The organism is Marivita sp. GX14005 (assembly GCF_023370775.1).
Taxonomy (GTDB): Bacteria; Pseudomonadota; Alphaproteobacteria; order Rhodobacterales; family Rhodobacteraceae; genus Marivita.
The window spans coordinates 702865-727738 of sequence record NZ_JAMCCQ010000002.1; the positions used below are offsets into that span (position 1 = coordinate 702865).

The 24874-nt window shown below is 64.0% G+C and carries 26 protein-coding genes and 1 tRNA gene; 19 read left to right on the top strand and 8 right to left on the bottom strand.

All coding sequences use genetic code 11. From position 1 onward, the window contains the following. The first annotated feature begins 59 nt into the window (after positions 1-59). The 5 genes from M3465_RS09705 to M3465_RS09725 all read left to right on the top strand — a co-directional run bounded on the left by M3465_RS09705 (position 60) and on the right by M3465_RS09725 (position 6205). Positions 60-2729, top strand: coding sequence for a molybdopterin-dependent oxidoreductase (locus M3465_RS09705; protein WP_249501521.1), 2670 nt, complete (start codon positions 60-62; stop codon positions 2727-2729). 81 nt (positions 2730-2810) lie between these two features. Then, on the top strand, positions 2811-4067 hold the full coding sequence (locus M3465_RS09710) for a molybdopterin molybdotransferase MoeA (RefSeq protein ID WP_249501522.1): 1257 nt from the start codon (positions 2811-2813) through the stop codon (positions 4065-4067). A 7-nt stretch (positions 4068-4074) separates the two neighbouring features. Then, on the top strand, positions 4075-5082 hold the full coding sequence (gene moaA, locus M3465_RS09715) for a GTP 3',8-cyclase MoaA (RefSeq protein WP_249501523.1): 1008 nt from the start codon (positions 4075-4077) through the stop codon (positions 5080-5082). A 60-nt stretch (positions 5083-5142) separates the two neighbouring features. Then, the gene (locus tag M3465_RS09720) at positions 5143-5460 is read left to right on the top strand and encodes a carboxymuconolactone decarboxylase family protein (RefSeq protein WP_249501524.1); all 318 of its coding nucleotides are present in this window, start codon (positions 5143-5145) and stop codon (positions 5458-5460) included. Positions 5461-5542: 82 nt separating this feature from the next. Next, the gene (locus tag M3465_RS09725) at positions 5543-6205 is read left to right on the top strand and encodes a rhomboid family intramembrane serine protease (protein ID WP_249501525.1); all 663 of its coding nucleotides are present in this window, start codon (positions 5543-5545) and stop codon (positions 6203-6205) included. Between the two features lie 50 nt (positions 6206-6255). Here M3465_RS09725 and M3465_RS09730 read toward each other — a convergent pair. Then, a tRNA-Ser gene (locus M3465_RS09730) sits at positions 6256-6345 on the bottom strand. Between the two features lie 151 nt (positions 6346-6496). Here M3465_RS09730 and M3465_RS09735 point away from each other — a divergent pair. The 9 genes from M3465_RS09735 to M3465_RS09775 all read left to right on the top strand — a co-directional run bounded on the left by M3465_RS09735 (position 6497) and on the right by M3465_RS09775 (position 14436). Beyond that, on the top strand, positions 6497-7318 hold the full coding sequence (locus M3465_RS09735; protein ID WP_249501526.1) for a DUF2059 domain-containing protein: 822 nt from the start codon (positions 6497-6499) through the stop codon (positions 7316-7318). A 275-nt stretch (positions 7319-7593) separates the two neighbouring features. Then, the gene (locus tag M3465_RS09740) at positions 7594-8277 is read left to right on the top strand and encodes a 50S ribosomal protein L21 (RefSeq protein ID WP_249501527.1); all 684 of its coding nucleotides are present in this window, start codon (positions 7594-7596) and stop codon (positions 8275-8277) included. A gap of 13 nt (positions 8278-8290) precedes the next feature. Further along, positions 8291-8560: a 50S ribosomal protein L27 gene (gene rpmA, locus M3465_RS09745; protein WP_249501528.1), complete on the top strand. Its 270-nt coding sequence runs from the start codon at positions 8291-8293 to the stop codon at positions 8558-8560. Positions 8561-8674: 114 nt separating this feature from the next. Further along, entirely contained in the window at positions 8675-9217 is a 543-nt protein-coding gene (locus M3465_RS09750) for a GNAT family N-acetyltransferase (RefSeq protein ID WP_249501529.1), read from the top strand. A 34-nt stretch (positions 9218-9251) separates the two neighbouring features. Then, positions 9252-9809, top strand: a complete 558-nt coding sequence (locus M3465_RS09755) for a GNAT family N-acetyltransferase (protein ID WP_249501530.1) — start codon at positions 9252-9254, stop codon at positions 9807-9809. Further along, entirely contained in the window at positions 9806-10840 is a 1035-nt protein-coding gene (gene obgE, locus M3465_RS09760) for a GTPase ObgE (RefSeq protein WP_249501531.1), read from the top strand. The genes M3465_RS09755 and obgE overlap by 4 nt, the downstream gene beginning before the upstream one ends. Continuing rightward, on the top strand, positions 10828-11934 hold the full coding sequence (proB, locus tag M3465_RS09765) for a glutamate 5-kinase (RefSeq protein WP_249501532.1): 1107 nt from the start codon (positions 10828-10830) through the stop codon (positions 11932-11934). The genes obgE and proB overlap by 13 nt, the downstream gene beginning before the upstream one ends. Positions 11935-11985: 51 nt before the next feature. Further along, the gene (locus tag M3465_RS09770) at positions 11986-13251 is read left to right on the top strand and encodes a glutamate-5-semialdehyde dehydrogenase (RefSeq protein ID WP_249501533.1); all 1266 of its coding nucleotides are present in this window, start codon (positions 11986-11988) and stop codon (positions 13249-13251) included. Positions 13252-13332: 81 nt separating this feature from the next. After that, complete coding sequence (locus M3465_RS09775) at positions 13333-14436, top strand: ABC transporter ATP-binding protein (protein WP_249501534.1); 1104 nt, start codon at positions 13333-13335, stop codon at positions 14434-14436. On the opposite strand, the gene M3465_RS09780 is transcribed toward M3465_RS09775, so the two are convergent. The 3 genes from M3465_RS09780 to M3465_RS09790 all read right to left on the bottom strand — a co-directional run bounded on the left by M3465_RS09780 (position 14433) and on the right by M3465_RS09790 (position 16270). Next, positions 14433-15497, bottom strand: a complete 1065-nt coding sequence (locus tag M3465_RS09780) for a flagellar motor switch protein FliG (RefSeq protein WP_249501535.1) — start codon at positions 15495-15497, stop codon at positions 14433-14435. The genes M3465_RS09775 and M3465_RS09780 overlap by 4 nt on opposite strands. A gap of 132 nt (positions 15498-15629) precedes the next feature. After that, a complete protein-coding gene (locus tag M3465_RS09785; protein WP_249501536.1) occupies positions 15630-15788 on the bottom strand; it encodes a carbohydrate-binding module family 14 protein in 159 nt (52 codons plus the stop codon). A gap of 56 nt (positions 15789-15844) precedes the next feature. Further along, positions 15845-16270 carry a DUF6314 family protein gene (locus M3465_RS09790; protein WP_249501537.1) on the bottom strand — a complete coding sequence of 142 codons (426 nt, stop codon included), beginning with the start codon at positions 16268-16270 and terminating at the stop codon, positions 15845-15847. A 106-nt stretch (positions 16271-16376) separates the two neighbouring features. Between M3465_RS09790 and purB the strand changes: the two genes are divergently transcribed. Continuing rightward, positions 16377-17681: an adenylosuccinate lyase gene (gene purB, locus M3465_RS09795; RefSeq protein ID WP_249501538.1), complete on the top strand. Its 1305-nt coding sequence runs from the start codon at positions 16377-16379 to the stop codon at positions 17679-17681. A 66-nt stretch (positions 17682-17747) separates the two neighbouring features. Here purB and M3465_RS09800 read toward each other — a convergent pair whose 3' ends face one another. From M3465_RS09800 to M3465_RS09815, 4 genes are all read right to left on the bottom strand, one after another. Next, positions 17748-18881, bottom strand: a complete 1134-nt coding sequence (locus M3465_RS09800; protein WP_249501539.1) for a saccharopine dehydrogenase family protein — start codon at positions 18879-18881, stop codon at positions 17748-17750. Continuing rightward, complete coding sequence (locus M3465_RS09805) at positions 18878-19930, bottom strand: saccharopine dehydrogenase (protein ID WP_249501540.1); 1053 nt, start codon at positions 19928-19930, stop codon at positions 18878-18880. Before M3465_RS09805 ends, M3465_RS09800 begins: the two co-directional genes overlap by 4 nt. A 119-nt stretch (positions 19931-20049) precedes the next feature. Further along, entirely contained in the window at positions 20050-20709 is a 660-nt protein-coding gene (locus M3465_RS09810) for a histidine phosphatase family protein (RefSeq protein ID WP_249501541.1), read from the bottom strand. A gap of 84 nt (positions 20710-20793) precedes the next feature. Beyond that, positions 20794-21108: a DUF1476 domain-containing protein gene (locus tag M3465_RS09815; RefSeq protein WP_249501542.1), complete on the bottom strand. Its 315-nt coding sequence runs from the start codon at positions 21106-21108 to the stop codon at positions 20794-20796. 184 nt (positions 21109-21292) lie between these two features. On the opposite strand from M3465_RS09815, the gene purC reads away from it, so the two are divergent. The 4 genes from purC to M3465_RS09835 all read left to right on the top strand — a co-directional run bounded on the left by purC (position 21293) and on the right by M3465_RS09835 (position 24870). Beyond that, complete coding sequence (purC, locus tag M3465_RS09820; protein WP_249501543.1) at positions 21293-22054, top strand: phosphoribosylaminoimidazolesuccinocarboxamide synthase; 762 nt, start codon at positions 21293-21295, stop codon at positions 22052-22054. An 84-nt stretch (positions 22055-22138) separates the two neighbouring features. Then, entirely contained in the window at positions 22139-22369 is a 231-nt protein-coding gene (purS, locus tag M3465_RS09825; RefSeq protein WP_249501544.1) for a phosphoribosylformylglycinamidine synthase subunit PurS, read from the top strand. After that, positions 22369-23037, top strand: coding sequence for a phosphoribosylformylglycinamidine synthase subunit PurQ (gene purQ / locus M3465_RS09830; RefSeq protein ID WP_249501545.1), 669 nt, complete (start codon positions 22369-22371; stop codon positions 23035-23037). The genes purS and purQ overlap by 1 nt, the downstream gene beginning before the upstream one ends. A gap of 69 nt (positions 23038-23106) precedes the next feature. Next, positions 23107-24870, top strand: a complete 1764-nt coding sequence (locus M3465_RS09835) for a sensor histidine kinase (RefSeq protein WP_249501631.1) — start codon at positions 23107-23109, stop codon at positions 24868-24870. Positions 24871-24874: the final 4 nt, after the last annotated feature.

Sequence of the window (24874 nt, forward strand, 5' to 3'; positions counted from 1 at the left end):
GCCGCAAGGGCATGCCAGTCCTAGATTACGGGCAAGACTTCAAGCCACAGGAGAAAGCCATGTCTTTCATGAAACCCAGCCGCCGCGCGTTCCTTCAGGGGGGCGCTGCCGCGTTCGGCGCGTCCAACCTTCTCGGCACGACCGCGATGGCCGCTCTCGACCCCAACTCCTTTACCGGCCGCACCTTCCATGCGACCCATTTCGGCCCGTTCGAGGCCGTTGTGCGCGACGGCGAGTTGATCGGCATCAACCACATCATGGAAATCGACGCCCGCCCGACCGAGATGCTGGCCCGCGGCGTGATGGACCGGACCTATGACAAGTCCCGCATCAACTATCCGATGGTGCGTAAATCCTATCTCGACGGCTGGGAAAGCGGCGACATCAAGCCCGAGCTTCGCGGCAAGGAGCCTTATGTCAAGGTCGATTGGGACACTGCCTGGAGCCTCGCGGCCAAGGCGCTGCTCGACACGGCAACGAATTACGGCAACGAGGCGATCTTCAGCTCGTCCTATGGCGGCTGGTCGAATGCCGGCACCTTCCGTCCGAACGTGCTGCAAGGCCGTCTTCTCAACCTGATGGGCGGCTGCACGAACACGTCCGGCGACTGGTCCGCCGGCGCCTCGCAGGTATCGCTGCCGCATATCATCGGCGATATGGAGGTTTATTCGGCGCAATCGGCTTGGCAGACCATCCGTGACAACACCGAGGTGTTCGTCCTCGTCGGCTGCGATCCGATCAAGAACAACCGTATCGAATATCGCGTCGCCGATCATGGCATGTATGCCCATTGGGAAGAAATCCGCGACGCCGGCGTCAAGTTCATCTCGATCAACCCGCAGAAAACCGCGTCCGATGAATATCTCGATGCCGAATGGGTCAAGATCGTTCCGAACACCGACGTCGCGCTTTTCCTCGCGATGGCGCATCACGTGCTCGAAAAGGGCCTCGAAGACCGCGCTTACATGGACAAGTATACCGTCGGTGCGGACAAGTGGATCGCCTATGTGAAGGGCGAGGAGGACGGCACCCCCAAGACGCCCGAATGGGCCGCCGAGATCACCGGCATGGATGCCGACAAGATCCGCGAGCTGGCCGAGCTGATGGCGACCTCCAACACCGAAGTCGCCGGCGCATGGTCGCTGCAGCGTGCCCAGCACGGCGAGATGACCCATTGGGCCATCATCAACTTCGCCGCCCTGACCGGCAAGATCGGCAAGCCGGGCTGCGGTGTCGGTTTCTCGTGGCACTACGGCAATGGCGGGATGCCCGCATCGGGCAAATCCACCCCGTCCGGCCTCAGCCAGGGGCGCAACTTCGTCAAGACGGTCTGCCCGGCCAGCCGCATCACCGAGATGCTGGAAAACCCCGGCAAGAACGTCTTCTACAACGGCAACACGCACACCTATCCGGATGTGAAGGTCATCTTCAACTCGGGCAACAACTTCATGTCGCACCAGCAGGACACCAACCGGCTGATCCGCGCATTGGAGAAGGTGGAGACGATCATCAGCGTGGACGTGTGGTGGACCGCCGCCGTGCGCTGGGCCGATATCGTGCTGCCCGCCGCCTCGACGCTGGAGCAGGACGACATCACATCGGGCGGGACCTATTCGAACGACAAGGTCTACGCGATGAAGAAGGTGATCGAACCCGTGGGCGACAGCCTGCCGGATTACGAGATCTTCGAAGGACTCGCCGACAAGCTCGGCCTCTGGATGCAGTTCACCGAGGGTGAAGACAAGATGTATCACATCCAGCAAGCCTATGAGCGTTCCACCGCGGCCAAGCATACGCCGTTCGAGGAGTTCTGGGAAAAGGGCTATGCCCGGATGGAGGTGCCGGAGGAGGCCCGCCACTGGACGCGCCACGGTGAGTTCTATCAGGATCCCGAAGCCAACCCGCTGCACACGACATCGGGCAAGATCGAGATGTTCTGCGAGGATTTCGCGGTCATGGAGATCGACGACATGCCGCCGATGCCGAAATGGATGGAGAAGCACGAATACCTCGGCAATGCCAAGGACGGCCAGTTGCACGTGGTCTCTCCGCACCCGTGGTTCCGCCTGCACAGCCAGATGGACCAGTCCGAGAACCTGCGCAAACTCTACAAGGTGCAGGGCCGCGAGCCGGTGCGGATCAACACCGAAGATGCCGCCGCGCGCGGGATCGAGGATGGCGATCTGGTCGAGCTTTACAACGATCGCGGCACGGTCATCGCCGGTGCGGTGGTCAGCGACGGCATCATGCCGGGCGTGGTCTCGATCTACGAAGGCGCGTGGCCATCGCTCGACAGCAAGGGGCGCTGCAACTCCGGTCTGGTCAACTTCCTGACCTCGACGCAGCGGTCCTCGGGCCTGTCCGAAGCCACAACGGCCAACACCGTCCTGTGTTCGCTGCGCAAATGCGAGGATCCCGAAGGCCCGAACATGGCCTACGAGAAGCCCGAGATCATCGAGGACCAGGAACTGGCCGAGATCGACGAGGACAAGCTGGGGCTCGAACGGCTCGATGCACTGACGGCAAGCCTCTATGCCGACATGGAGCCGGGCGAGAAGATCTTCTTCGAGCGCTGCACCGTCTGCCACGCACCGCGTGAGGTGAGCCACTTCACGCAGCAGCAATGGCGCGGCATCACGCCGTCGATGTTCCCGCGGGCCGGTCTGGACGAGAACGAAGCCGCTCTTGTCACTGACTACCTGATGAAGAACGCCGCTGACGCGATGTAACGCGTCGCAGCACAGCAGGTGGCCGCCCTCCCTCGGCCGCCTGCGAGCTTTCCCAAGATTTCCACAAGAAGGATCAGGCGGATGCATATGGACCGAACCATCGAGGGTTGCGGATGCGACCGCGCAGGGCAGGGCGGCGATCTGATCGCGCTGGGCGATGCGATCACCTGCGCCACCGCTCAGGTTTCACCGATTGCGCAGACCGAAGAGGTGCCGCTGGCCGCCGCCACCGGGCGCACCGCCGCGCAAGATATCCTTGCCCCCGCCGCGATGCCCTTCTTCGACAATTCCGCGATGGACGGGTTCGCCGTTCGGCGCGCCGATCTTGAAGGCCGTTGTTGCCTTCCGGTCGCCGGAACCGTCGCCGCAGGCGATCGGCCGCGCGATCTGCCCGAAGGGGCCGCGCTGCGCATCTTCACCGGCGCGCCGCTGCCGCGCGGCGCCGATACGGTCGCCATGATCGAGGCCTGCGTCGACAAGGGTCACAAGGTTCACTTCGAAGAAAAACCGCCCCTCGGCAGCAATATCCGCCGCAGGGGCAGCGATCAGGCCAAAGGCGCGGTGATCGCCGCCGCGCATACAAAGCTCGCGCCGCATCACATCGGCCTGCTGGCCGCGAACGGGATCACCGGCATCGAGGTGCTGCGCCGCCCGCGCGTGGCCGTCTTTTCGACCGGCGACGAGGTGCAGGCGGGCGTCTGGCGCGACGGACAGATCCCCGATGCCAACCGCCCGATGCTCTGCGCGCTTCTGCGCGGAGCCGGCGCGGAGGTGAGCGATCTGGGGATCCTGCCCGACGATGCCGCCGCGACCGCCGCCGCGCTGGAGGGGCTTGGCGACAGGTTCGATCTGATCGTGACATCCGGCGCGGTGTCTATGGGAGGCAAGGATCACGTCCGCTCGGCCTTCATCGATGCGGGCGGCACGGTCCAGGGGTGGCGCGTCGCGCTGAAGCCGGGCAAGCCGGTGATGTTCGGCAAGCTTGGCCGCGCCGCGTTTACGGGCCTTCCGGGCAATCCCTTCGCCGTGCATGTCGGCTTTCACCTCTTCCTCGCTGCGCAGATCGACCGGCTCATGGGCCGCGCCCCGCGCTCCTTCGCGCGGGTGCCGGCCATCGCGGGTTTCGACTGGTCCCGCACACCCGGTCGTGCAGAGGTGTTTCCCGCGCGCCTTGCGCGCTACGATGCGACTGGCCGCCCCGTTCTCGAACGGCTGGGGCGCAGCGTGTCTGCCACGCTCCTTCCGCTCAGCGCCGCCGATGGCCTGGCGATGGTGCCGGCGGATGCGTCCGAAATCGCGGTTGGTGACGGGCTTGCCTGGCACCCGTTCTGCATGTGAGCCCGATATGCCATTCGATGCCACATCCGCCCCGCTGACCGACGGTTTCGGACGCACCGTCAGCTATCTGCGCCTATCGGTCACCGACCGCTGCGATCTGCGCTGCACCTATTGCATGGCCGAAAAGATGATCTTCCTGCCCAAGCGCGACGTGCTGACGCTGGAAGAACTCGCGCGGCTGAGCGATCTTTTCATCCGCCACGGCGTGCGCAAGCTGCGCCTGACGGGCGGCGAGCCGCTGGTGCGCCGCGACGTGATGGATCTCTTCCGCGATCTGTCCCGTCATCTTTCGAACGGCGCGCTGGACGAGCTGACGCTGACCACGAACGGAACGCTCTTGGCCCGTCACGCAGAGACCCTTGCGGCCTGCGGCGTGCGCCGAGTCAATGTCTCGCTCGATACGCTCGATCCCGAACGCTACCGCGCCATCACCCGGCTGGGCGATATCTCCCGCGTTCTGAGCGGGATCGCCGCCGCGCAGGACGCCGGGCTGAAGGTCAAGCTGAACGCGGTCGCCAGCCGCGGCGCCTTTGAGGGCGAACTCGATACGCTGATCCGTTTCGCCCATGAGCGCGGTATGGATCTGACCCTGATCGAGGAAATGCCGCTCGGCGAGACCGGGCAGGACCGAAGCCGGACGGCGCTGCCGCTGTCCGATCTGCAACGGGATCTTGCCGAACGCTGGACCCTGACGCCGCATCGCCACGCAACCGGCGGGCCGGCCCGCTTCATGCAGGTTCGGGAAACCGGTGGGCTCTTGGGGTTCATCCAGCCGATGTCCTGCAATTTCTGCGCGCTGTGCAACCGCGTCAGGCTCAGCTGCACGGGGCGGCTCTACACCTGCATGGGCGACGAAGGCTCCGTCGATCTGCGTGCGCCGTTGCGGCACTCGGAGGCTGCCGCGCTCGAAGCGATCCGCCGCGCTATCGCGGCGAAACCCGAGCGCCACCGCTTCGACGCGGCCCGCATGGACAGCCCGGCCATCGCGCGTCACATGTCGACGCTTGGCGGCTGACGCATCTGCAGCTAGAAGCCTTTGTTATCGCTACGGCAGTTTCACAAGAAGGAATACGACATGAGCAAAAATCTTCCCGGCGCGGCAGGCGATCTCGCCAAGGCCTATCCCGACGTCTGGTCCGCCTATTCCGATCTGGGCGAAGCCACCGCAAAGGCCGGCGATCTGACCGAACGCGAACGCCGTCTGGTCAAGCTCGCGCTTTCCATCGGCGCGGCCTCCGAAGGCGCGGTGCATTCGCACACCCGCCGCGCGCTGTCCGAAGGGATTCCCGCCGCCGATCTGCACCAGGTCGCGCTCATGGCCATCGGTCCGCTCGGCTTTCCGCGCGCTGTCGCAGCCGGAACCTGGATTTCGGACGAAACCGAGAGCGACTGACCCGGCATGGCGCCGGCTTCGCTCGGCGCCAATTCGGCTTTGGCCCCTTGGCGCTGGAGGGTCGCGGGGCTATCTGCGGTCCATGACGCATCCTCGTTCCGACCCCCCGCCGTCGCGGGCTCCCGAGCCGCAACCGGGCGCGCCCGGCTTTCTCTGGGCGCTTGTCGGCGTGATGGCGGCAATAGAGGCGGTGCTGAGCCTGTCATCGGCCGGTATGTTCGGAAGCGGCGATCTGCGATGGCCGGCCTTCGCACTGGGCGCGTTCTGGGCGCCGCTGCTCTGGGACGCGGCGCCGGCGATCTATCCCGGCCAGACGGTGCTGATGTTCATCACCTATGCGTTCCTGCATGGCGGGCTGCTTCATCTCGCGATGAACAGCGTCGTCCTCCTGTCGCTCGGAAAATTCATCGCCGCGGAGATCGGCGCGCGCCGGACCCTGCTGGTCCTTTTCGCGGCAGCGGTTACCGGCGCGGCCTGTTTCGGCCTGTTGTCGACCAGCCCCGCCCCCATGATCGGCGCCTCCGGAGCCGTCTTCGGCCTGATCGGCCTCTGGCAGGCGATGGATTACCGCGCCCGCAAGCAAGCCGGATTGACCGTTCAGCCGGTCGTCATGGCGATCCTCGGGCTCGCGCTCGCCAATATCGTTCTCTTCGTTATCCTGTCGGGAGGTCTCGCCTGGGAAGCGCATCTCGGCGGATGGATCGCCGGCTGGCTTTACGGCATGCGCACCACCCGGCGGGCATAGATGCCCCAGCGCGCGCTGCTGATGGAGTATTACAAGGCTGAGAGTGTGAATGGCGGAGAGACAGGGATTCGAACCCTGGGACCCCGTGAAGGGTCAACGGTTTTCGAGACCGCCCCGTTCGACCACTCCGGCACCTCTCCGCGGGGGTCTGGTGGGGCGGCGTTTAGCGGCTCCGGGAGGGCTGTGCAACCTCTTTTCTCGGCTGCGGCGGACCGCCGATTTTTGCGTGTCGGCTTGGCAAGCGCCGATGCGCGCCATAGGTAACGGGGGCGCAACACCGGGAGACCCGAAATGATCCGCACTCTGACGAAGGCTGCCGCGGCCGGACTCTTCGTTCTCGCCTCCGCCGGGGCAGGGGCGGCGCAGCAGATCGATGACCTGCTGGGCGCGCTCGGTGTTCCGCAGATCGTCGAGATCATGCGGGCCGAGGGGCTCGATTATGGCAAGACCCTGGGGGACGACATGCTTCCCGGCGGCGCGACCGACAGATGGCGGCAGACCGTCGACCGGATCTATGACGACGCGCGGATGCTGGAGACCGTGAAACGGGGATTTGCCGAGGAGTTCGGGGAAGCGGATGCCGATCCGCTCATCGCGTTCTTCACGTCGGACACGGGTGAGCAGATCGTCGATCTGGAGCTCAGCGCCCGACAGGCAATGCGCGACGAGGAGATAGAGGAGGCCGCGCGCGGCGCTTATCGGGACTTGGTGGGGACGGACTCCGATCTGCTCGAAACGCTGCGCGATTTCGTGACCGTGAACGATCTGGTGGAGGCGAATCTCGTCGGCTCGCTCAACGCCAACTACAAGTTCTATCTCGGCCTCGTGGATGGCGGCGGCATCGACATGTCGGAGGCCGATATCCTGACCGAAGTATGGTCCTCCGAGGAGGACACGCGCGAGGATACGCGCGAATGGGTCTATGCGTTTTTGCTGATGGCCTATCGTCCGCTGCCAGAAGGCGCGATCGAGGACTATACCGCCCTGTCGGAAACTGAGCCCGGCAAGGCGCTCAATCGTGCGCTGTTCGCAGGGTTCAACGAGATGTATGAAGACATCTCATACGCGTTGGGGCTCGCCATCGGGCGGCAGATGCAGGTTCAGGAGCTCTAGCGACGGCGTTCGCACATCTGCTGCGCCGGCGGGGGGCCGGCCCCCCGCACCCCCCGGAGTATTTCCGACGAGAAGAAAGCGGGCATGCCCGGCGGAACGGGCATTGACATGCCGGGCTTGGCGCAGCATAAGCCGCGCAGGAAAGAGCGGGGCTTCGGCCCTGCCTTTCGTTTTTGTGAAACAACGCCATCATGGCGCGCTGTTCGCGGCGGGACGATCCCGAAACGCCCGGTTCTCCGGGGGCCACAGGACGCGGAAGACGAAGGAAGATACAGATGTTCGCGGTGATGAAAACCGGCGGCAAGCAATACAAGGTCCAATCGGGCGATACTTTGCGCGTCGAAAAACTGGCAGCCGATGCAGGCGAAACGGTCCAGTTCAACGAAATCCTGATGCTTGGCGGCGACAGCACCGTCGTGGGCGCGCCTCTTGTGGATGGTGCGGCGGTTCAGGCCGAGGTTCTGGATCAGATCAAGGGCGAGAAGGTCATCAATTTCGTCAAGCGCCGCCGCAAGCACAGCTCGAAGCGGACCAAGGGCCATCGTCAGCAGCTGACGCTGGTGCGCGTTACGGATATCCTTTCCTCCGGCGCCGATAAGTCCGGCGTAAAGGCGGCGCAGGGCGCAGGCATCCTGCCGCGCGGGTTGGGTGAGGATCGCTATACCGCGAACCGGACCGAACAATCCGAGATGAAGGCGCGCGTGGCGGGCAACGCCGCCAAGGCCAAGCCGGCCGCGAAAGCCGGTGTCGCGCCGGGCGCGAAGGACGACCTGAAGAAACTGTCGGGCGTCGGCCCGGCGCTGGAGAAGAAGCTGAACGACGCCGGTATCACGAGCTTTGCGCAGATCGCCGCATGGACCGAGGCCGATATCGAGGAATTCGGCGAGAAACTGTCGTTCAAGGGCCGGATCGAACGTGAAGGCTGGATCGAACAAGCCAAAGACCTGGCATCGAAGTAAGGAGATCTGACCAATGGCACATAAAAAAGCAGGCGGTTCATCCCGCAACGGTCGCGACTCTGCCGGTCGCCGTCTTGGCGTCAAGCTCTATGGCGGGCAGGCCGCGATCCCCGGTAACATTATCGTGCGCCAGCGCGGCACGAAATTCTGGCCGGGTGAAGGCGTCGGCCTCGGCAAGGATCACACGATCTTTGCGACCGTCGATGGCAACGTGACGTTCCACAAGGGCCTCAAGGGCCGCACCTTCGTATCGGTTCTTCCAGAGGCGGAGGCCGCCGAGTAAGCCGACCCGAAGGGTTTTGAAAAATCAGGGGGATCGGCACGCCGCCGGTCCCCCTGTTCTTGTTCTGTCGCGGACCCTTCCATATATCCCATATCTGCCATGAGGAGAGAGCAGATGAGCGTCAACATCCTGAACGCGAGCCAGCCGGTCGTGACGACCGACCGTTTCGCGCTTCGACCTCTGCGCAAGTCGGATATGGGGTTGATCGAGCATTACATGAGCGAGCAACGCATGGCCGCGATGACCTCCACCGTGCCGCACCCCTATCCGCCGGGCGCGGCGCAAGCGTTTGTCGAACGCGTTTCGGCTGCCGAGCGGGACGAGGATGCGTGGGCGATGGACGGCACCGCCGATGGCGGGCCGGAGGTGATGGGGGTGATTTCGCTCAAGCGGATGGACCGCAACCAGTCGGAGATTTCCTACTGGGTCGCGCCGCCCTTCTGGAACACCGGGCTCGCGTCGGATGCGGTGCGCGCATTGGTGAACGCGAACCCCCTGGGAAATCGCACGATCTTTGCCACGGTCTTTCAGGACAACCCGGCATCGGCCCGTGTGTTGACGCATTGCGGCTTCGAATATATCGGCGATGCCGAGTCCTTTTCGGTGGCGCGCGGCGCGAATGTTCCGACCTGGACCTATATCAAGCGGATGGATTGATGCGCCGGACCGGCACCCGGGGCGAGGTGGCGGCATGAGCAGTGGCGTTGCCCTGCGCGCATTGCACGACGGCGATGCCGTCTGGATCGCGCGCGAGATCGTCCGGCCTGCGGTGCATCGCTGGCTGACGGGCGTGCCGCATCCCTACCGGCTCGAGGATGCTGAAGCCTTTTTCGCCCGCTATCGCAGCGATCCGTTCTATCGCGTCATCGAGCAAGCAGGCGCGCCGCGCGGCATTGTGTCGATCGATAGGGGCACCGCAAGGCCGGAGCTTGGCTATTGGTTGGAAGAGCCGGCATGGGGGCGCGGTTTGATGACGACCGCCGCGTCAATGGTGATCGTGCGGTTCACGCGTGCATCGCGTGCGGCGCTGGCGAGCGGTTGGATCGAGGGCAATCACGCGTCCGCGCATGTGCTCGCCAAACTGGGTTTCGTGCCGACCGGCCAAGTGGTCCAGACCTATTCGCATTTCGTGGGCCGCAAGCTCCCGGTTATGCGCGCTCAGCTTGACCGCGCACACCGGACACAGGTAGAGCGCAAGCAGGATGTCACCACGCCCGGCCGGACCGGCTTTGAAAGAGACGCGACATGAAGTTCCTCGATCTGTGTAAGGTCTACATTCGCTCGGGCGCTGGCGGGAATGGCTGCATCAGCTTCCGGCGCGAGAAATATATCGAGTTCGGCGGTCCCGACGGCGGCGATGGCGGCGATGGCGGCGATGTTTGGGCCGAGGCGGTTGATGGGCTCAACACGTTGATCGATTTTCGCTACCAGCAGCATTTCTTCGCCGATAACGGCGTGCCCGGAGCGGGGCGCCAGCGCACCGGCGCGGATGGGAAGGATATCGTTCTGAAAGTGCCGGTCGGCACGGAGGTGCTGGACGAGGATCAGGAGACCGTGATCGCCGACCTCGCGGAACTCGGTCAGCGCGTGTTGCTTGCGAAGGGTGGCAATGGCGGTTGGGGCAACCTGCATTTCAAGACCTCCACCAACCAGGCCCCGCGCCGCGCGAATCCCGGTCAGCCCGGCGTCGAGCGCACGATCTGGCTGCGGCTCAAGCTGATCGCGGATGTGGGGCTTCTCGGCCTGCCGAATGCGGGCAAGTCGACCTTTCTGGCCGCGACCTCGAACGCGCGGCCCAAGGTGGCCGATTACCCTTTTACCACGCTGCACCCGAACCTTGGCGTGGTCGGCGTGGATGATGCCGAATTCGTCGTTGCCGATATTCCGGGCCTGATCGAGGGCGCGCATGAGGGGCGCGGCCTGGGCGATACGTTTCTTGGCCATGTCGAACGCTGTGCGGCGCTGCTGCATCTGGTCGATGGCACGTCGGGCACATTGCTCGAGGATTACCGGACCATCATTCACGAGATCGAGACCTATGGCGCGGGGCTGTCCGAAAAGCCGCGCATCACCGTGCTCAACAAGATCGACGCGCTGGACGAGGAGGAACGCGCCTTCCTCCGCGAAGAGCTCGAACGCGAGGCGGGCCATGAGGTGATGCTCATGTCTGGTGTCTCCGGCGAGGGGCTGACAGAGGTGCTGCGCGCGCTCCGCCGGCATGTTCGATCCGCCAGAAAGCGCGACCTGCCCTCCGCGGAGCATGAACCGTGGCAGCCCTGAGCGAGGCGCGCCGGCTCGTCGTAAAGATCGGCTCCGCGCTGCTTATCGATCGTAACAAGGGCGATTTGCGAAGAGAATGGCTCCTGTCGCTTGCAGAGGATGTGGCGCGGATCAAGGCACGCGGCACCGACGTGATACTTGTTTCTTCGGGATCGATCGCGCTGGGGCGCGGGGTCCTGAAACTGCCGAATACGGCGCTGCCGCTCGAGCAGTCCCAAGCCGCCGCCGCCGTGGGGCAGATCCGTCTGGCGCGCGCCTATGAGGAAGCGCTGGCGCCGCACGGGCTGAATACAGCGCAGGTTCTGGTCACGCTCGAGGACAGTGCCAATCGCCGCCGCTATCTCAACAGTCGCGCGACCCTGGAAACGCTGGTCGGCTTCGGGGTCGTGCCGATCGTCAATGAAAACGATACCGTCGCGACGGATGAAATACGCTATGGCGACAATGACCGGCTGGCCGCACAGGTCGCCGCGACGGTCGGGGCGGACCAGCTTGTTCTGCTCTCCGATGTCGACGGGTTCTACAGCGCCAATCCGATGCAGGATCCGGCGGCGCGCCACTATCCTCTGATCGACCGCATCACACCCGAAATCGAGGCGATGGCCGGCGACGCTGGCTCCGGCCTGTCCAAGGGCGGCATGAAGACCAAGCTGCTGGCGGCGCGAACGGCAACGGCTTCGGGTTGCGCGATGGCGATCACCGAGGGCGCCCGGCCTAATCCCCTGTCCGCCCTGGAACAGGGCGCGCGGGCGACATGGTTTACCCCGCAGCTCGATCCGCATGCTGCGCGCAAACGCTGGATCGCGTCGATGAAGCCGCAAGGCACCCTGACGGTGGACGAGGGCGCGCGTCATGCGTTGATCCAGGGCCGCTCGCTGCTTCCACCCGGCGTGACCCAGGTATTGGGCCGTTTCGGACGCGGCGATCCGGTGACGATCCGCGATGCCGCGGGCGGAGATCTCGGCATCGGGCTCAGCCGCTACACCGCGGATGAAGCCCAGGCGATCAAGGGTCATAATTCCGCGAAGATCGAGGAAATCCTGGGCTATCCCGGCCGCGCCGTGATAATACATCGCGACGATATGGCAATTTGATCTTCTTCTCTTTCCAGATACTTCAATTCCCGGCGGACGAGGGCGATACCGATGAAAGACCATTCCGACATTGCCGCATTGATGCAGGATATCGGCGCGAGGGCGAAGGCGGCCGCTGCGGAGCTTGCCTTTGCGACGCCGCAAAATAAGCAGGCCGCACTGGTCGCCGCGGCCGATACGATCCTCGAGCGCCGTGCGGAGATCATGGAGGCGAATGAACGCGATCTGGCGTTCGGCCGCGACAAGGGACTGAGCGACGCAATGATGGACCGGCTCGCGCTCGATGACGCGCGGATTGACGATATCGAAAAAAGCCTGCGCGCAATTGCCGAACAAGACGATCCGGTCGGGACGGTCATGGCGGAATGGAATCGTCCGAGCGGGCTCGATATCAAGCGCGTGCGCACGCCGCTGGGCGTGATCGGCGTGATCTACGAATCGCGCCCGAACGTGACCGCCGACGCCGGTGCGCTTTGCCTGAAGGCCGGAAACGCCGTGATCCTGCGCGGCGGCTCCGAGAGTTTTCATTCCTCCGCCGCGATCCACGCCTGTCTCGTCCAGGGTCTTGCGGCCGCCGGACTTCCCGAGGACGCGATCCAACGCGTCCCGACGCGGGATCGCGCGGCTGTCAGTGAGATGCTGACCATGACGGATGTGATCGACGTGATCGTGCCGCGCGGCGGCAAGGGGCTCGTCGGGCTCGTGCAGCGCGAGGCGCGGGTGCCGGTTTTTGCCCATCTCGAAGGGATCGTGCATATCTATGTCGACAAGGAGGCCGACCCGGTCAAGGCGCTCGACGTGATCTTGAACGCCAAGACGCGCCGCACCGGGATCTGCGGCGCGGCCGAATGTCTGCTGATCCACCGCGACGTGGTCGATACCATAGGGCAGGGGGTGATCCGCGCCCTGCTCGATGCCGGCGTCGAAGTGCGCGCGGATGCCGAGCTGCGTTCCATCGCGGGCACGGTCGAGGCGAACGAGCCCGATTGGGGCTGCGAATATCTCGATAGTATCATCGCCGCCCGCGTGGTCGAGGATCTGGACGCGGCCATCGCGCATATTCGCCGGTTCGGCTCCAATCACACCGATTGCATCCTGACAGAGGACGATTCGGCAGCCGAACGCTTCATCCAGCGCGTCGACAGCGCGATCGTCATGCGCAATGCCTCCACCCAGTTTGCCGATGGCGGCGAATTCGGTATGGGGGCCGAGATCGGGATCGCCACCGGCAAGCTTCACGCGCGCGGGCCGGTCGGGGCAGAGCAGCTTACCAGTTTCAAATACATCGTCACGGGTGACGGCACGACGCGCGGCTAGGGGCTTGCCGCGAGCGGTGCCGGCTGATACCTGCTGCATGCTAATCCGATCATTTATCTCGGAATAACTGATGAGGCAGGCGTGACCGGATCGCATCCCCGGCTGGAAATCCGCAATATCGTTCGCGATTTCGATGGCAGGCGCGTTGTCGATGACGTGTCTTTGGCGATCGATCCGGGCGATGTGACCTGCCTTCTGGGCCCTTCGGGCTGCGGTAAATCCACGACGCTTCGGATCATCGCCGGTGTCGATATGCAGGACGCGGGAACGATCCATGTCGATGGCGCGCTCGTTTGCGACACGGTGTTTCGCGTCCCTCCCGAGCAGCGGTCCATCGGGCTGATCTTCCAGGATTTCGCGCTCTTTCCCCACCTCACGGTCGGCGACAATGTCGGCTTCGGTCTCAAGGGTTCGCGGCGCGAGAAACTGCCGCGTGTCGGATCGCTTCTCGAACGTGTGGGGCTTTCGCATTACATCGATGAATTTCCGCACCAGTTGTCGGGCGGCGAACAGCAACGCGTCGCTTTGGCGCGCGCCATTGCGCCCGGCCCGTCGATCATGCTGATGGACGAGCCGTTTTCCGGGCTCGACAACCGTCTGCGCGACGGCATCCGCGATGAAACGCTGGCGCTTTTGAAGGAAGAGGGCACGTCCGTCCTTCTTGTCACGCACGAGCCCGAAGAGGCGATGCGCATGGCCGATGAAATCGCCCTCATGCGCAAGGGGAAGATCGTTCAACGCGGCGCGCCATACAACATCTACAACGCCCCTGCCGACAAGGAAGCGGTCGCGTTCTTTTCCGATATCAACCTGCTTGAGGGGACCGTGCGCGGCGCGCTGACCGACACGCCTTTCGGCCAATTCCTCGCGCCGGGTGTTCCCGATGGCGGCGAGGTCGAAATCGTGTTCCGCCCGCAGCATGTCGGTATCGATTTCGACCGTCACGGCCGCGGCCCCAACCCGACGCCGCTTGCCGGAACGCCCGCGAAGGGTGTTGTCGAGCGCGCGCGGTTCATGGGCTCGGAAAGCCTTGTCGATTTCCGCATGGAGCATGACGGCAGCGTGATCCGGGCCACGGTTCCGAACGTGTTTTTGCCGAACGCCGGCACCGTCATGTGGCTGACGGTGCGGCGGGATCGGTGTTTCGTGTTCCGCAAGGATAGTGGCTCGGTCATTCGGGCCTAGTCCTCCTCGCTTTCGGGTTCGACCAAGGTGATTTCGCCGCTATCGGTCAAATCGCGGATCACGCGCACGGCATCTCCCATCGCGGCTTCGGCTTGTTTCGGCTTGACCTCCCCCAGTTCCTCCGCAGCCTCTCGCAAGGCGGTGGCCATGCGGCCCGAGATATTCGACAGGATGAACTCCACCGCCGCGTTGTCCCCCTCCGACGTCGCGCCGGAGATGATCTGCGCGAACACCTCCTGATCCAGATCGCGGGTCAGCTTGGGCACGTCGATCGGTTTCATGCGTTCGGGGATATGCGCGAATGTGAAAATCGATTTGCGCACCTCGCTGGCGAAAGCCTCGTCCTCCTCGTCGAGCGCGGTCAGAATCTCGTCCCGCTTGGCTGCGCGCGAGAAATTCAGGATCGCGCCGACGCGTTCGGAGGGCTGGGCCTTAAATGCCTTTGGCGGTTCGGCATCGATCTGCGCGGCGAGACTCAGGCCGATCCTATCGACCGCATCTGGCGTGACCGCATCGGTCATGGACATCGCGTAGGTGATCCGCCGCGCAACTTCCCCCGGCAGGGAACTGAGAAGCTCCGCCGCCTTTGACACATCGAGCTTGGAGACCATGACAGCAACGACCTGGATCGATTCGGACGCGACCAGCGCCTGAAGCTTGGCGAGCGGGAGGGCGGCGATGCGGGACCAGGGATCGCCGATCTGGCGCACGCCGGCTTCCTTGCGCAGGCGCATCGCCGTGCGGTCGCTGATCTTGCCGTCAAGCGCCGAGAGCGCGCCGGCGATATCGCCGGGAAAGGAGAGGCCAACGGATTCAAGCTCCGTCATGAATTCCTCGATCACAGAATTCATCGTCGCACGGTCGATATAGCGCATCTCGCCCAGAAGTTGGGTCAGTTGAACCTGCAGATCTTCGGGCAATGCGCTGAGCGGCACATCCGCGCCTTCCTTGAGAATGAATTGCACGATAATGGCCGCCTTGGCACGGCGCGGAAGTTGTGCGGCCGCGCCTCGAGCATTGGCGGCGATCTGCGTTCCGGATATTGCGGCAAGCTGCGTCATCGACCCGTCTCCGTTCTTCTGGTTTCGGGATAGGGCCGGGAAGTTAACAAAGGGTCAGCGTGAACAAAAAACGAACAAAAAAAAGACGGCTCAAGCGCCGCCTTCAGGGATGGAGCGCGATAGCGCCAGCTTTCAGCCGCTCAGCGCCTTGCAGCTTTTCGTTTCCGCATCATAAACGGTGCCTTCGGCGCAGGTCATGACGGCCTGCTCATGGCCCCACTTGCACTCAGCCAATCCAGCGGTCGCGGTGGCGACAAGAAGGGCGGAGCTTGCCAGAACTGTCTTGATCATCGGAATTCTCCTCTCTTGTGCGCGAAAAGATAGCACGGTTTGCCCATGCGGCAAAATCACGATGCGTCCGGCCGGTATGTCGTGACCATGCGATAGGATTTGCGCGGGCCGCGTACGATCCATGTGCTGCGCCAGATCGGCCAGTTTTCAAAGTGATAGGTGACGCTATAGCTGTCGGGGTCGCAGAAATGCGCGGCGCGTGGATCGGCGGGATCGAAAGTGTGAAAAGCTGCACCATTCGAGAATTTCACCTCGATGCGATTGCCGCAACTTTGCCAAAGATACTGCCGTTCGGCCCGGATCGGAGCATGGTCTGGCAGGTAAAGCCGCCCCGCCTCGCTATAGTGCAGGCCAAAAGATGTTGATGAAAACTGGGCCGTCCCGTCAAAACGGCAAGGCCCGGCGGTGCGATCCAATATCACCCGCGAGACGGCCCATGAGCCTTCGAAATCGCGCAGTGATGGGAGGTCCGCAATTGTCATGGCAGGGCAAAGCGTCTCATTGATGGCAGGCTCCCTTGCCGGGTCGAATTCTGCAGTCTAGGAGAGCGGACAAAACCCGCAAGCCCGTTTCAAGAAAGGATCGCGCATGATCCCCCGCTATTCTCGCCCCGACATGGTCTCCATCTGGGAACCGGCCACCAAGTTCCGCATCTGGTTCGAGATCGAGGCCCATGCCTGCGACGCGATGGCCGATCTGGGCGTGATCCCGCGAGAGAATGCGCAGGCGGTGTGGAAGGCGAAGGACGTGGAGTTCGACATCGCCCGCATCGACGAGATCGAGCGCGAGACGAAACACGACGTGATCGCCTTTCTGACCCATCTGGCCGAGCATGTGGGCAGCGAAGAGGCGCGGTTCGTGCATCAGGGCATGACATCCTCTGATGTGCTGGACACCACGTTCAACGTTCAACTGGTGCGCGCCGCCGATATCCTGATTGCCGATCTGGAGGCGCTCTTGGCCGCGCTAAAGCGCCGCGCCTATGAGCACAAGGACACGATCCGCATCGGGCGGTCCCATGGTATCCATGCCGAACCCACGACCATGGGCCTGACCTTCGCGCGTTTCTACGCGGAGATGGACCGCAACCTCAGCCGCATGCGCGATGCCCGCGCCGAAGTGGCGACAGGCGCGATTTCCGGTGCGGTCGGCACCTTCGCCAATATCGATCCGGCGGTCGAGGAACATGTCTGCGACAAGCTCGGTCTCGTGCCCGAGCCGATCAGCACCCAGGTGATCCCGCGTGACCGCCACGCCGCCTTCTTCGCCACACTGGGCGTGATCGCCAGCAGCATCGAGAATATCGCCATCGAGATCCGCCATATGCAGCGGACCGAGGTGCTGGAGGCGGCGGAGTTCTTTTCGATGGGGCAAAAGGGCTCCAGCGCGATGCCGCACAAGAAGAACCCGGTGCTGACGGAAAACCTGACCGGGCTCGCGCGCATGGTCCGCTCGGCCGTGATCCCGGCGATGGAAAACGTGGCGCTCTGGCATGAGCGCGATATCTCGCATTCGAGCGTCGAGCGGATGATCGGCCCGGATGCGACGATCACGCTGGATTTCGCGCTCGCCCGTCTGACCGGGGTGATCGATAAGCTGCTGGTCTATCCCGAGAACATGCTGGAGAACATGAACAAGTTTCCCGGCCTCGTCATGTCGCAGCGGGTGCTGCTGGCGTTGACGCAGGCCGGCGTGTCGCGCGAGGATGCCTACCGTCTGGTGCAGCGCAACGCGATGAAGGTCTGGGACAACCGGACCGATTTCCGCGAGGAACTGCTCGCCGATGAGGAAGTGCGCGCGGCACTGTCGGCCGAAGAGATCGAGGAGAAATTCGATCTCGGCTATCACACCAAGCATGTCGACACGATCTTTGCACGCGTGTTCGGGGAGTAAGCCCGTTCCAGCGCGCTTTCAGCTTTTGACGGAGAGTTGGCAAGGCTTTTCGAAGAGCCTTGCCGTCTAGCGCATATGATCGACAACCATCAGATGCTGCGCCAGCGTCTGAACCTCGCCGAGCCAGCGCTGCACCAGTTTCGGATCGCTTGGCGCGGGCGTCACGCCCGGCGCGATCTCGCGGTCAAGCACCGCCTCCACCGCTAGCGACACCGGCACCGACACGAGCCGCGCCATGGCCGTTCCGCGCTCGTCCCCCCAGGCATCCATGACATAGGTCTTGTGCCAGACCGGCGCGCCATCGCGCTCGGCCAGCAGATCGACACAGAGCACGACGCGATCCGCCTCTCCCTCGCCATAGGCGTTCTCGGTCAGAAGCTGATCGGCCATCTCCTGGAGGCGCGCGTCACTTGCGCTGCCGACCTCGGCGAAGATATCGGCCCAGGCCTCGGCCCAGCCGTTCAGGCGCAGCGTGCCGCGCACGAATTCCTTGACCTTCCAGCGCGGATCGAAGCGGTAATCCTCCATGAAGGGCAGGCTGTCGCGGTTGGGATAGACCTCGAAGCTTTCGGGCCGGGGCAAAGGCGCGTCATAGCGGCTGATCGCGTCCCAGGGGCGGGCGACATCGAGCTCGGTGAAATGACGGATCGATTTCGAGGGCGAGCGCAGCGCCTTGAGCACGCCCACCGGCGCCCAGCTGAACTTGTAGCGCCGCGCGTTCGGCTCTTTCGGAACGCCGCCGCAATAGGAGCGGAAGGAGATCACGTTGTCCGCGTCATAGGCGGCGCTTGCGCGGTATTCGGCCACCAGATGATGCGCCATCAGATGATCGATGCCCGGATCGAGCCCCACCTCGTTGACCAGAGCGACGCCGGCGGCGCGCGCCTTGCTGTCGAGCGCGCGCATCTCGGGCGCGATATAGGAGGAGGAGACGAAATGCGCGCCATTGTCGATCGCCATTTCTGCCAGCGGAACATGCCAGTCGCCGGGTAGCATCGAGACGATCACATCGCCCGCCGACACCGCATCGGCAAGCACGTCCAGATCGAAGGCCCGGATGTCATCCGTCAGATCGCCCACCGCTTCGCGCGCCTTCTCCACCGTCCGGTTCCAGACCGTCACCTCATGCTCACCGGCCCCAATCAGCCGACGCAAGCCGGGAACGGTCGAAAGACCTGTGCCGCACCAATGAACCGTCATGTCGTCACCTTCTTCAAATGCTCGTCGAAATAGGTTCGCGCCCGGCCCCAGACGCCGGACTCCAGACGATCCAGCCCTTGCAGATAGGGCAACAGCTGCGCCGCGAAATCCTGCGAGGATTCGCGCGGCAGCAGCGATGGCAGATTGTCGATCGCCATCACGTCGAGCGGGGGATCGTCGCAGGCGCGCACCACCGGCGCATCCCAGCGCGTGACGGCGTCATAGACTTGGATCGGTGAAAAATCGCTGCCCGGATCGCAGGCGATATCGCCGATCACGCGCAGGCCGCGTTCCGCCTCGCAGGCATCGTCGGGCACGAAAACCGGCGTTCCGGGGCGCGCGAGGATGCAGTTGAAGAGAAGCGGATAGTCCAGAACCTCGAAGAACGGGCCGCCATGCGCCGTGTCTTCCATGTCCCAGCGCGTCACGTCCAATCCCATCGCCTCGCAAAGATCGCCCGCGCCGGTGCCGACGCGGCCCAGAGCGCCGATCACCAGCGCCTTGGGGCGCAATTCCCCAAGCGCCGCGCGCACATCCTCCTGCATCGCATATGCGTCATGCCAGGTGGTCACCGGCGGACAAATCCCGCCGCGGTGCTGCGCGGCATAGGCCAAGAGGGTGACGGCCGCTCCGGCATAGCCCGCCCAATAGCCGAAGGCCGCGACACGTCGGCCCTCGCTGTCCTCGAGATATTCCAGATCGTAGAGCGCTCCGCCGCCGGCGGCAAAGCGCTCCAGCAAGCGGCGGCCGTCGGCCTGTCCCTTGTAGGCGTGGCCGAACATGATGTGACGATGGCGCAGCGGCGTTCCGTCTGCCGGCAGTTCCTTGAGACCGAAAACGATGGCGTCATCCGGCGCATCGACCCAGGCCCCGGGCTCCGCGATCTCGGCCCCGGCCTCGCGATAGAGCGCGGTAGGCACCACGCGCGCAGGGCTGTCCTCGACCGTCACGCGCATGCCGCTCTCGATCAAATCGGCCACGCCCTCGGGCATGATGCCCACCCGTTCCTCGTTCTCCCGGCTCTCTGCCCGGACCCATAGGTGCTGCATGCGCTTCCTCCTGCCTCGCCCGGCGCCACCCTAGCCGCGCCGCGCCGAGGACAAAAGCCCGCGATTCTGGTTTCTTTGGGCTCCAAAATACCTCCGCCGGAGGCAATAAAATTCTGGCCCTAGATATGCGTTTGCGCGAAGAGCCGGTCTGGAGCGTCCAGATGCGGCAGGGCGTTGAACTGCGTCAGCGCCAGCTTGTCGTCGATCGGCAGCCAGCTGCTTAGCGAGGTGTTCTGAACCGAAAGGCAGACCGTGCTGAACGCTGCCATATCGAGCCCGAGCGTAACACGCATGGCCATGCCGATCAGCCCGCCTGAGGTGACCACCAGCGAACGGCCGCGCGTCGCGGCGATCTCGCCCAGCACGTCGCGCACGCGGGCTTCGAAATGCTCGAACCGTTCGGGTGCGCCTTCGAGCTTGCCGTCCTTCCAATGCGAAAACAGGGTCGGCAGATGCCGTACGAACCCCTCGCGCGAGTCGGGCAGGGGGATATCGTGTTGCTCGGCCAGAAGGCGGGCCAGAGTGAAATATTCCAACTCGTTGAGCCGTTCGTCGCGGATCGCCGCGGCGGGGCTCTCGGCGTCGATCGCGCCCGCGGTTTCGACATGGCGCTGCAGCGTTCCGGTCCAAATCTGCGCGAAGACATCGCCGCGCTCGCGCAAATGCTCGCCAAGCCATCTCGCCTGACGATGCCCGAGCTCGCTCAGCCGGTCATAGGTGATATCGTCGCGCGCGACGGTATTGGCCTGCCCGTGACGGACCAGAACGATTTGGGACATGAAACCTCTGCACAGGGAAGAAACGCTGTGTGGAAACGCGAACGCGCCCGGCGGGGCGGGCGCGCACAGGACAGGACAAAGAGCTTACGACTCGTCCAGAATCTGTGCCTTGGCCTGTTTCATCAGCTCGGCCATCTTGGCGCGGATCTCGTCATCGCTGGCCTTGTCGCCCAGATCGCCCGACACCTTGCGCACCACGTCCTCGTGACCCGCCTCTTCGAAATCGGCCTTGACGACTTCCTTTGCATAGTCGTTCGCTGCCTCGCCCGTCTTGCCCAGCAGTTCGGCCGCCCAAAGACCCAGAAGCTTGTTCCGCCGCGCTTCGGCCTTGAACTGCATTTCCGCATCATGGGCGTATTTGTTCTCGAAGGCGCTTTCGCGATCGTCGAAAGTGGACATGGGGGCGGTCTCCTGGAAGTGAACTCAAGTCGCTTCAGATATGACGCGCCGCGGCGCGCGGTTCAAGTGCGCGCGTCGCTTGCGGCAGGCAGGCGGTTGCACTAAGAGGCTTCCAACACCGCCGGACCGGGCGGCGTTGCAATTTCTCCCGCGCCACCCGGCGCCGCTGTCAGGATGTAGTCGCATGGCCCGAGGCAAGAAAATCTACGAAGGCAAGGCCAAGATTCTCTACGAGGGCCCCGAGCCGGGAACGATCATCCAGTATTTCAAGGACGATGCGACAGCCTATAACGCCGAAAAGCGGGATGTGATCGACGGCAAGGGCGCGCTGAACAACCGCCTGAGCGAGTTTTTCATGGTCGGCCTGAACACCGTCGGCGTGCCCACGCATTTTCTCAAGCGGTTGAACATGCGCGAACAGCTGGTGCGCGCTTGCGAGATCATTCCCCTGGAAGTGATCGTGCGCAATTTCGCCGCCGGGTCGATGGCCAGCCGCCTGGGAATCGAGGAAGGCACAGCGCTGCCGCGCCCGGTCGTCGAATATTGTCTGAAGGACGACAAGCTGGGCGATCCGCTCGTTACCGAGGAGCATATCGCCGCTTTCGGCTGGGCCAGCCAACAGGACATGGACGATATCCTGAGCCTCGCGCTCAGGGTCAACGATTTCATGTCCGGGCTGATGTATGGCGTCGGGATCAAGCTGGTCGATTTCAAGATCGAGGTCGGGCGTGTCTACGAGGGCGATTTCCAGCGCCTTATCGTGGCCGACGAGATCAGCCCCGACAGTTGCCGCCTGTGGGACATCGAGACCGGACGCAAGCTCGACAAGGATGTGTTCCGGCGCGACCTGGGCAATCTGGCCGATGCCTATACCGAGGTCGCGCGGCGGCTCGGCGTGATGCCGGTCAATGCCACGCGGATGGAGAAGCCGAAGCTCATCAACTGACGGCGCGCCCATGGCGACCGTTCCGTTCGAGTATTTGGAAAGAGAAGAAGCAGGGGCGGCGGCCCCGACCATACGGAGAGCGCGATGAAGGCACGGGTTCATGTGATGCTGAAGGACGGGGTGCTCGATCCACAGGGCGAAGCGGTCCGTCATGCGCTGGGCGCGCTCGGGTTCGAAGGCATCCGGGGAGTGCGGCAGGGTAAGGTGATCGAACTCGATCTGGCCGATGGCACCGGTGAGGACACCGTGCGCGAGATGTGTGACAAGCTGCTGGCCAACACCGTGATCGAAAGCTACCGGATCGAGATGCTCTGATGCGCGCCGCTATCGTCGTTTTCCCCGGATCAAACTGCGACCGCGATCTGGCGGTGGCGTTCCGCGCGGCCGGGTTCCGTGTCGAGATGGTCTGGCACAAGGATACCGCGCTGCCCAAAGGCGTGGATATTGTCGGGATCCCCGGCGGGTTTTCCTTTGGCGATTATCTTCGCTGCGGTGCGATCGCCGCCAATTCGCCCATCTGCGCCGAGATCAAGACGCATGCGGAGCGGGGCGGGCATGTCCTCGGCATCTGCAACGGGTTCCAGATCCTGACCGAGACCGGCATCCTCCCCGGCGCGCTGCTGCGCAATGCGGGGTTGAAATATATCTGCCGCAGCCTTCCGCTCATCGTGGGATCATCGGCGTGCGTTTACACCTCCGGCTATGAGGCCGGCCAGCGGATCGATATTCCCGTTGCCCATCACGACGGCAACTACACCGCCTCGAACGAGATCGTGATGCGGCTGAAGGATGAGGATCGCGTGGCGTTCCGCTATGCCAGCCCGATGAACGGATCGGTGGACGATATCGCCGGCGTGCTGTCCTCCAATCGCCGCGTGCTTGGGATGATGCCGCATCCCGAACGCGCCGCCGAAGAAGCGCATGGCGGCACCGATGGACGGGCGCTCTTTTCCGGTCTGGCGTCGATGTTTGCGGCGGCATAGCGCCGGTTTGCCCGAACCAAATCAGCGCCTTGCTTGAGTGCGCATCGCGATGGGCGTATCCTGAGCGCCATGGCCAGCCGTTTTCCCTTCCTGAGATCCGCCGCGCGTTCGGGCACCGCCTCCTGGCGGGTGCGCTCGGCGCTCGGCGTTCTGCTGATCGTGGCCATTGCGACGGTGTTCTTCACCAATCGCTACCTCACCGACAGGTTCACGGAATCCACCCGCAACCGCGCCGAATTGCGCCTCGCGCTGTATTCGGGGAACCTGATCTCCGAGCTGCGCCGCAATTCCATCGTGCCGCAATTGCTGGCACGCGATCCGGCGCTGATCGGCGCACTCAACTCCGGCGAGTTCACGCAAAGCTCGCAGCGGCTCATCTCCTTCGTCGACGAAATCGGCGCGGCTTCCCTGATGGTTCTGGACCGGGACGGGCGGACGGTGGCCGCCACCAATCGCGAGCGATTGGGTGAGCAACACCGCAACGCGGCCTATTTCGTCGAGGCGCTGCGCTCCAATGCCACGGTCTTCACTTCGCAGCGCGAAGAGGTGGGCAGCTATTCCTTCACCTATTCGCGGCGCATGGAGAGTCAGGGTCAAACCATCGGCGTGATCGTCGTCGAGGTCGACCTGGCCAAGTTCGAGCGCGCCTGGGCGGGCATTTCGGATGCCGTTCTCGTGACGAACAGCGAAGGCGAGATCATTCTGGCGACCGAGCCGCGCTGGCGCGGGCAGACCGTCGCCACCGCGCTGCAGCGCGAGCCGGCCGACAGCGCCATCGAGCGCGCCATTCGCGCGACCGCGGATTGGACGGTGCTGCCGGCCGACGCCTATTTCCAGGGCGAGGCGGTGATGCGGATCGAAGGACGCATCCCGTTTCGCGGCTGGAACATGACCACCTTCACGACCTATTCCAGCGTGCGCGAACGGGTCAACGCGGTGCTGGCGCTCGAGATCATGGGCTTCGCGATTCTGCTGGCGCTGGCCTTCTATGTCCTGAGCCGGCAGGCGGCGTTCCGCATGGCGCTCTTTCAACGCGAGTCGGCAGAGCTTCGCGCATTGAACCAGCGCCTGCAGCGGGAAATCGCCGAGCGCGAGCGGGTGCAGGAGACGCTTGCGGTGGCCGAGCAGACGCTGGCGCAAAGCTCTAAACTGGCCGCCTTGGGCGAGATGTCGGCGGCGGTGAGCCACGAGCTCAACCAGCCGCTGGCAGCGATGAAGACCTATCTCGCGGGCGCCAAGCTGCTCTTGCGGCGCAACCGGCCGGAAGAGGCGTTTTCGGCCTTCAGCCGGATCGACGATCTGATCGAACGCATGGGCGGCATCACGCGGCAGCTCAAGAGCTATGCCCGCAAGGGGCAGGAGGCGTTTTCCCCTGTGAATATGGGCGATGCGCTGGCTGCCTCGCTGACGATGATGGAGCCGCAGCTGAAATCGCGCAAGGTCAAGATCACCAAGATCCTGCCGAGCGAAACGGTTCTCGTAATGGGCGACCGGATGCGGATCGAGCAGGTGATGATCAACCTTCTGCGCAACGCGCTCGATGCCACCAAGACGGTGGACGATCCGCAGATCGAGATCATCCTCGCGGGCGGCGAGACCGCAAATCTGACCATCCGTGACAACGGCCACGGGATCGACGATCTGGATGCGCTCTTCGAGCCCTTCTACACGACCAAGCAACCGGGCGACGGGGTCGGGCTCGGGCTTGCCATTTCCTCGGGGATCGTCAACGACCTCGGCGGGCGGCTGCTGGCCCGCAACGCCGAACAGGGCGGGGCGGTGTTCGAGGTCCAGTTGCCGATATTGAACGACCAAACGCAGGCTGCGGAGTAGAGCC

Bases quoted from the DNA above. Each gene is read 5' to 3' on its own strand.
- purB (WP_249501538.1), top strand. From the start codon at position 16,377: ATGATCCCCCGCTATTCTCGCCCCGACATGGTCTCCATCTGGGAACCG.
- purC (WP_249501543.1), top strand. From the start codon at position 21,293: ATGGCCCGAGGCAAGAAAATCTACGAAGGCAAGGCCAAGATTCTCTAC.
- M3465_RS09770 (WP_249501533.1), top strand. From the start codon at position 11,986: ATGAAAGACCATTCCGACATTGCCGCATTGATGCAGGATATCGGCGCG.
- purS (WP_249501544.1), top strand. From the start codon at position 22,139: ATGAAGGCACGGGTTCATGTGATGCTGAAGGACGGGGTGCTCGATCCA.
- M3465_RS09810 (WP_249501541.1), bottom strand. From the start codon at position 20,709: ATGTCCCAAATCGTTCTGGTCCGTCACGGGCAGGCCAATACCGTCGCG.
- moaA (WP_249501523.1), top strand. From the start codon at position 4,075: ATGCCATTCGATGCCACATCCGCCCCGCTGACCGACGGTTTCGGACGC.
- M3465_RS09785 (WP_249501536.1), bottom strand. From the start codon at position 15,788: ATGATCAAGACAGTTCTGGCAAGCTCCGCCCTTCTTGTCGCCACCGCG.
- M3465_RS09725 (WP_249501525.1), top strand. From the start codon at position 5,543: ATGACGCATCCTCGTTCCGACCCCCCGCCGTCGCGGGCTCCCGAGCCG.
- purQ (WP_249501545.1), top strand. From the start codon at position 22,369: ATGCGCGCCGCTATCGTCGTTTTCCCCGGATCAAACTGCGACCGCGAT.
- rpmA (WP_249501528.1), top strand. From the start codon at position 8,291: ATGGCACATAAAAAAGCAGGCGGTTCATCCCGCAACGGTCGCGACTCT.
- M3465_RS09735 (WP_249501526.1), top strand. From the start codon at position 6,497: ATGATCCGCACTCTGACGAAGGCTGCCGCGGCCGGACTCTTCGTTCTC.
- obgE (WP_249501531.1), top strand. From the start codon at position 9,806: ATGAAGTTCCTCGATCTGTGTAAGGTCTACATTCGCTCGGGCGCTGGC.
- M3465_RS09805 (WP_249501540.1), bottom strand. From the start codon at position 19,930: ATGCAGCACCTATGGGTCCGGGCAGAGAGCCGGGAGAACGAGGAACGG.
- M3465_RS09720 (WP_249501524.1), top strand. From the start codon at position 5,143: ATGAGCAAAAATCTTCCCGGCGCGGCAGGCGATCTCGCCAAGGCCTAT.
- M3465_RS09780 (WP_249501535.1), bottom strand. From the start codon at position 15,497: ATGACGCAGCTTGCCGCAATATCCGGAACGCAGATCGCCGCCAATGCT.
- M3465_RS09750 (WP_249501529.1), top strand. From the start codon at position 8,675: ATGAGCGTCAACATCCTGAACGCGAGCCAGCCGGTCGTGACGACCGAC.
- M3465_RS09710 (WP_249501522.1), top strand. From the start codon at position 2,811: ATGCATATGGACCGAACCATCGAGGGTTGCGGATGCGACCGCGCAGGG.
- M3465_RS09835 (WP_249501631.1), top strand. From the start codon at position 23,107: ATGGCCAGCCGTTTTCCCTTCCTGAGATCCGCCGCGCGTTCGGGCACC.
- M3465_RS09705 (WP_249501521.1), top strand. From the start codon at position 60: ATGTCTTTCATGAAACCCAGCCGCCGCGCGTTCCTTCAGGGGGGCGCT.
- M3465_RS09800 (WP_249501539.1), bottom strand. From the start codon at position 18,881: ATGACGGTTCATTGGTGCGGCACAGGTCTTTCGACCGTTCCCGGCTTG.
- M3465_RS09790 (WP_249501537.1), bottom strand. From the start codon at position 16,270: ATGACAATTGCGGACCTCCCATCACTGCGCGATTTCGAAGGCTCATGG.
- M3465_RS09815 (WP_249501542.1), bottom strand. From the start codon at position 21,108: ATGTCCACTTTCGACGATCGCGAAAGCGCCTTCGAGAACAAATACGCC.
- M3465_RS09755 (WP_249501530.1), top strand. From the start codon at position 9,252: ATGAGCAGTGGCGTTGCCCTGCGCGCATTGCACGACGGCGATGCCGTC.
- M3465_RS09740 (WP_249501527.1), top strand. From the start codon at position 7,594: ATGTTCGCGGTGATGAAAACCGGCGGCAAGCAATACAAGGTCCAATCG.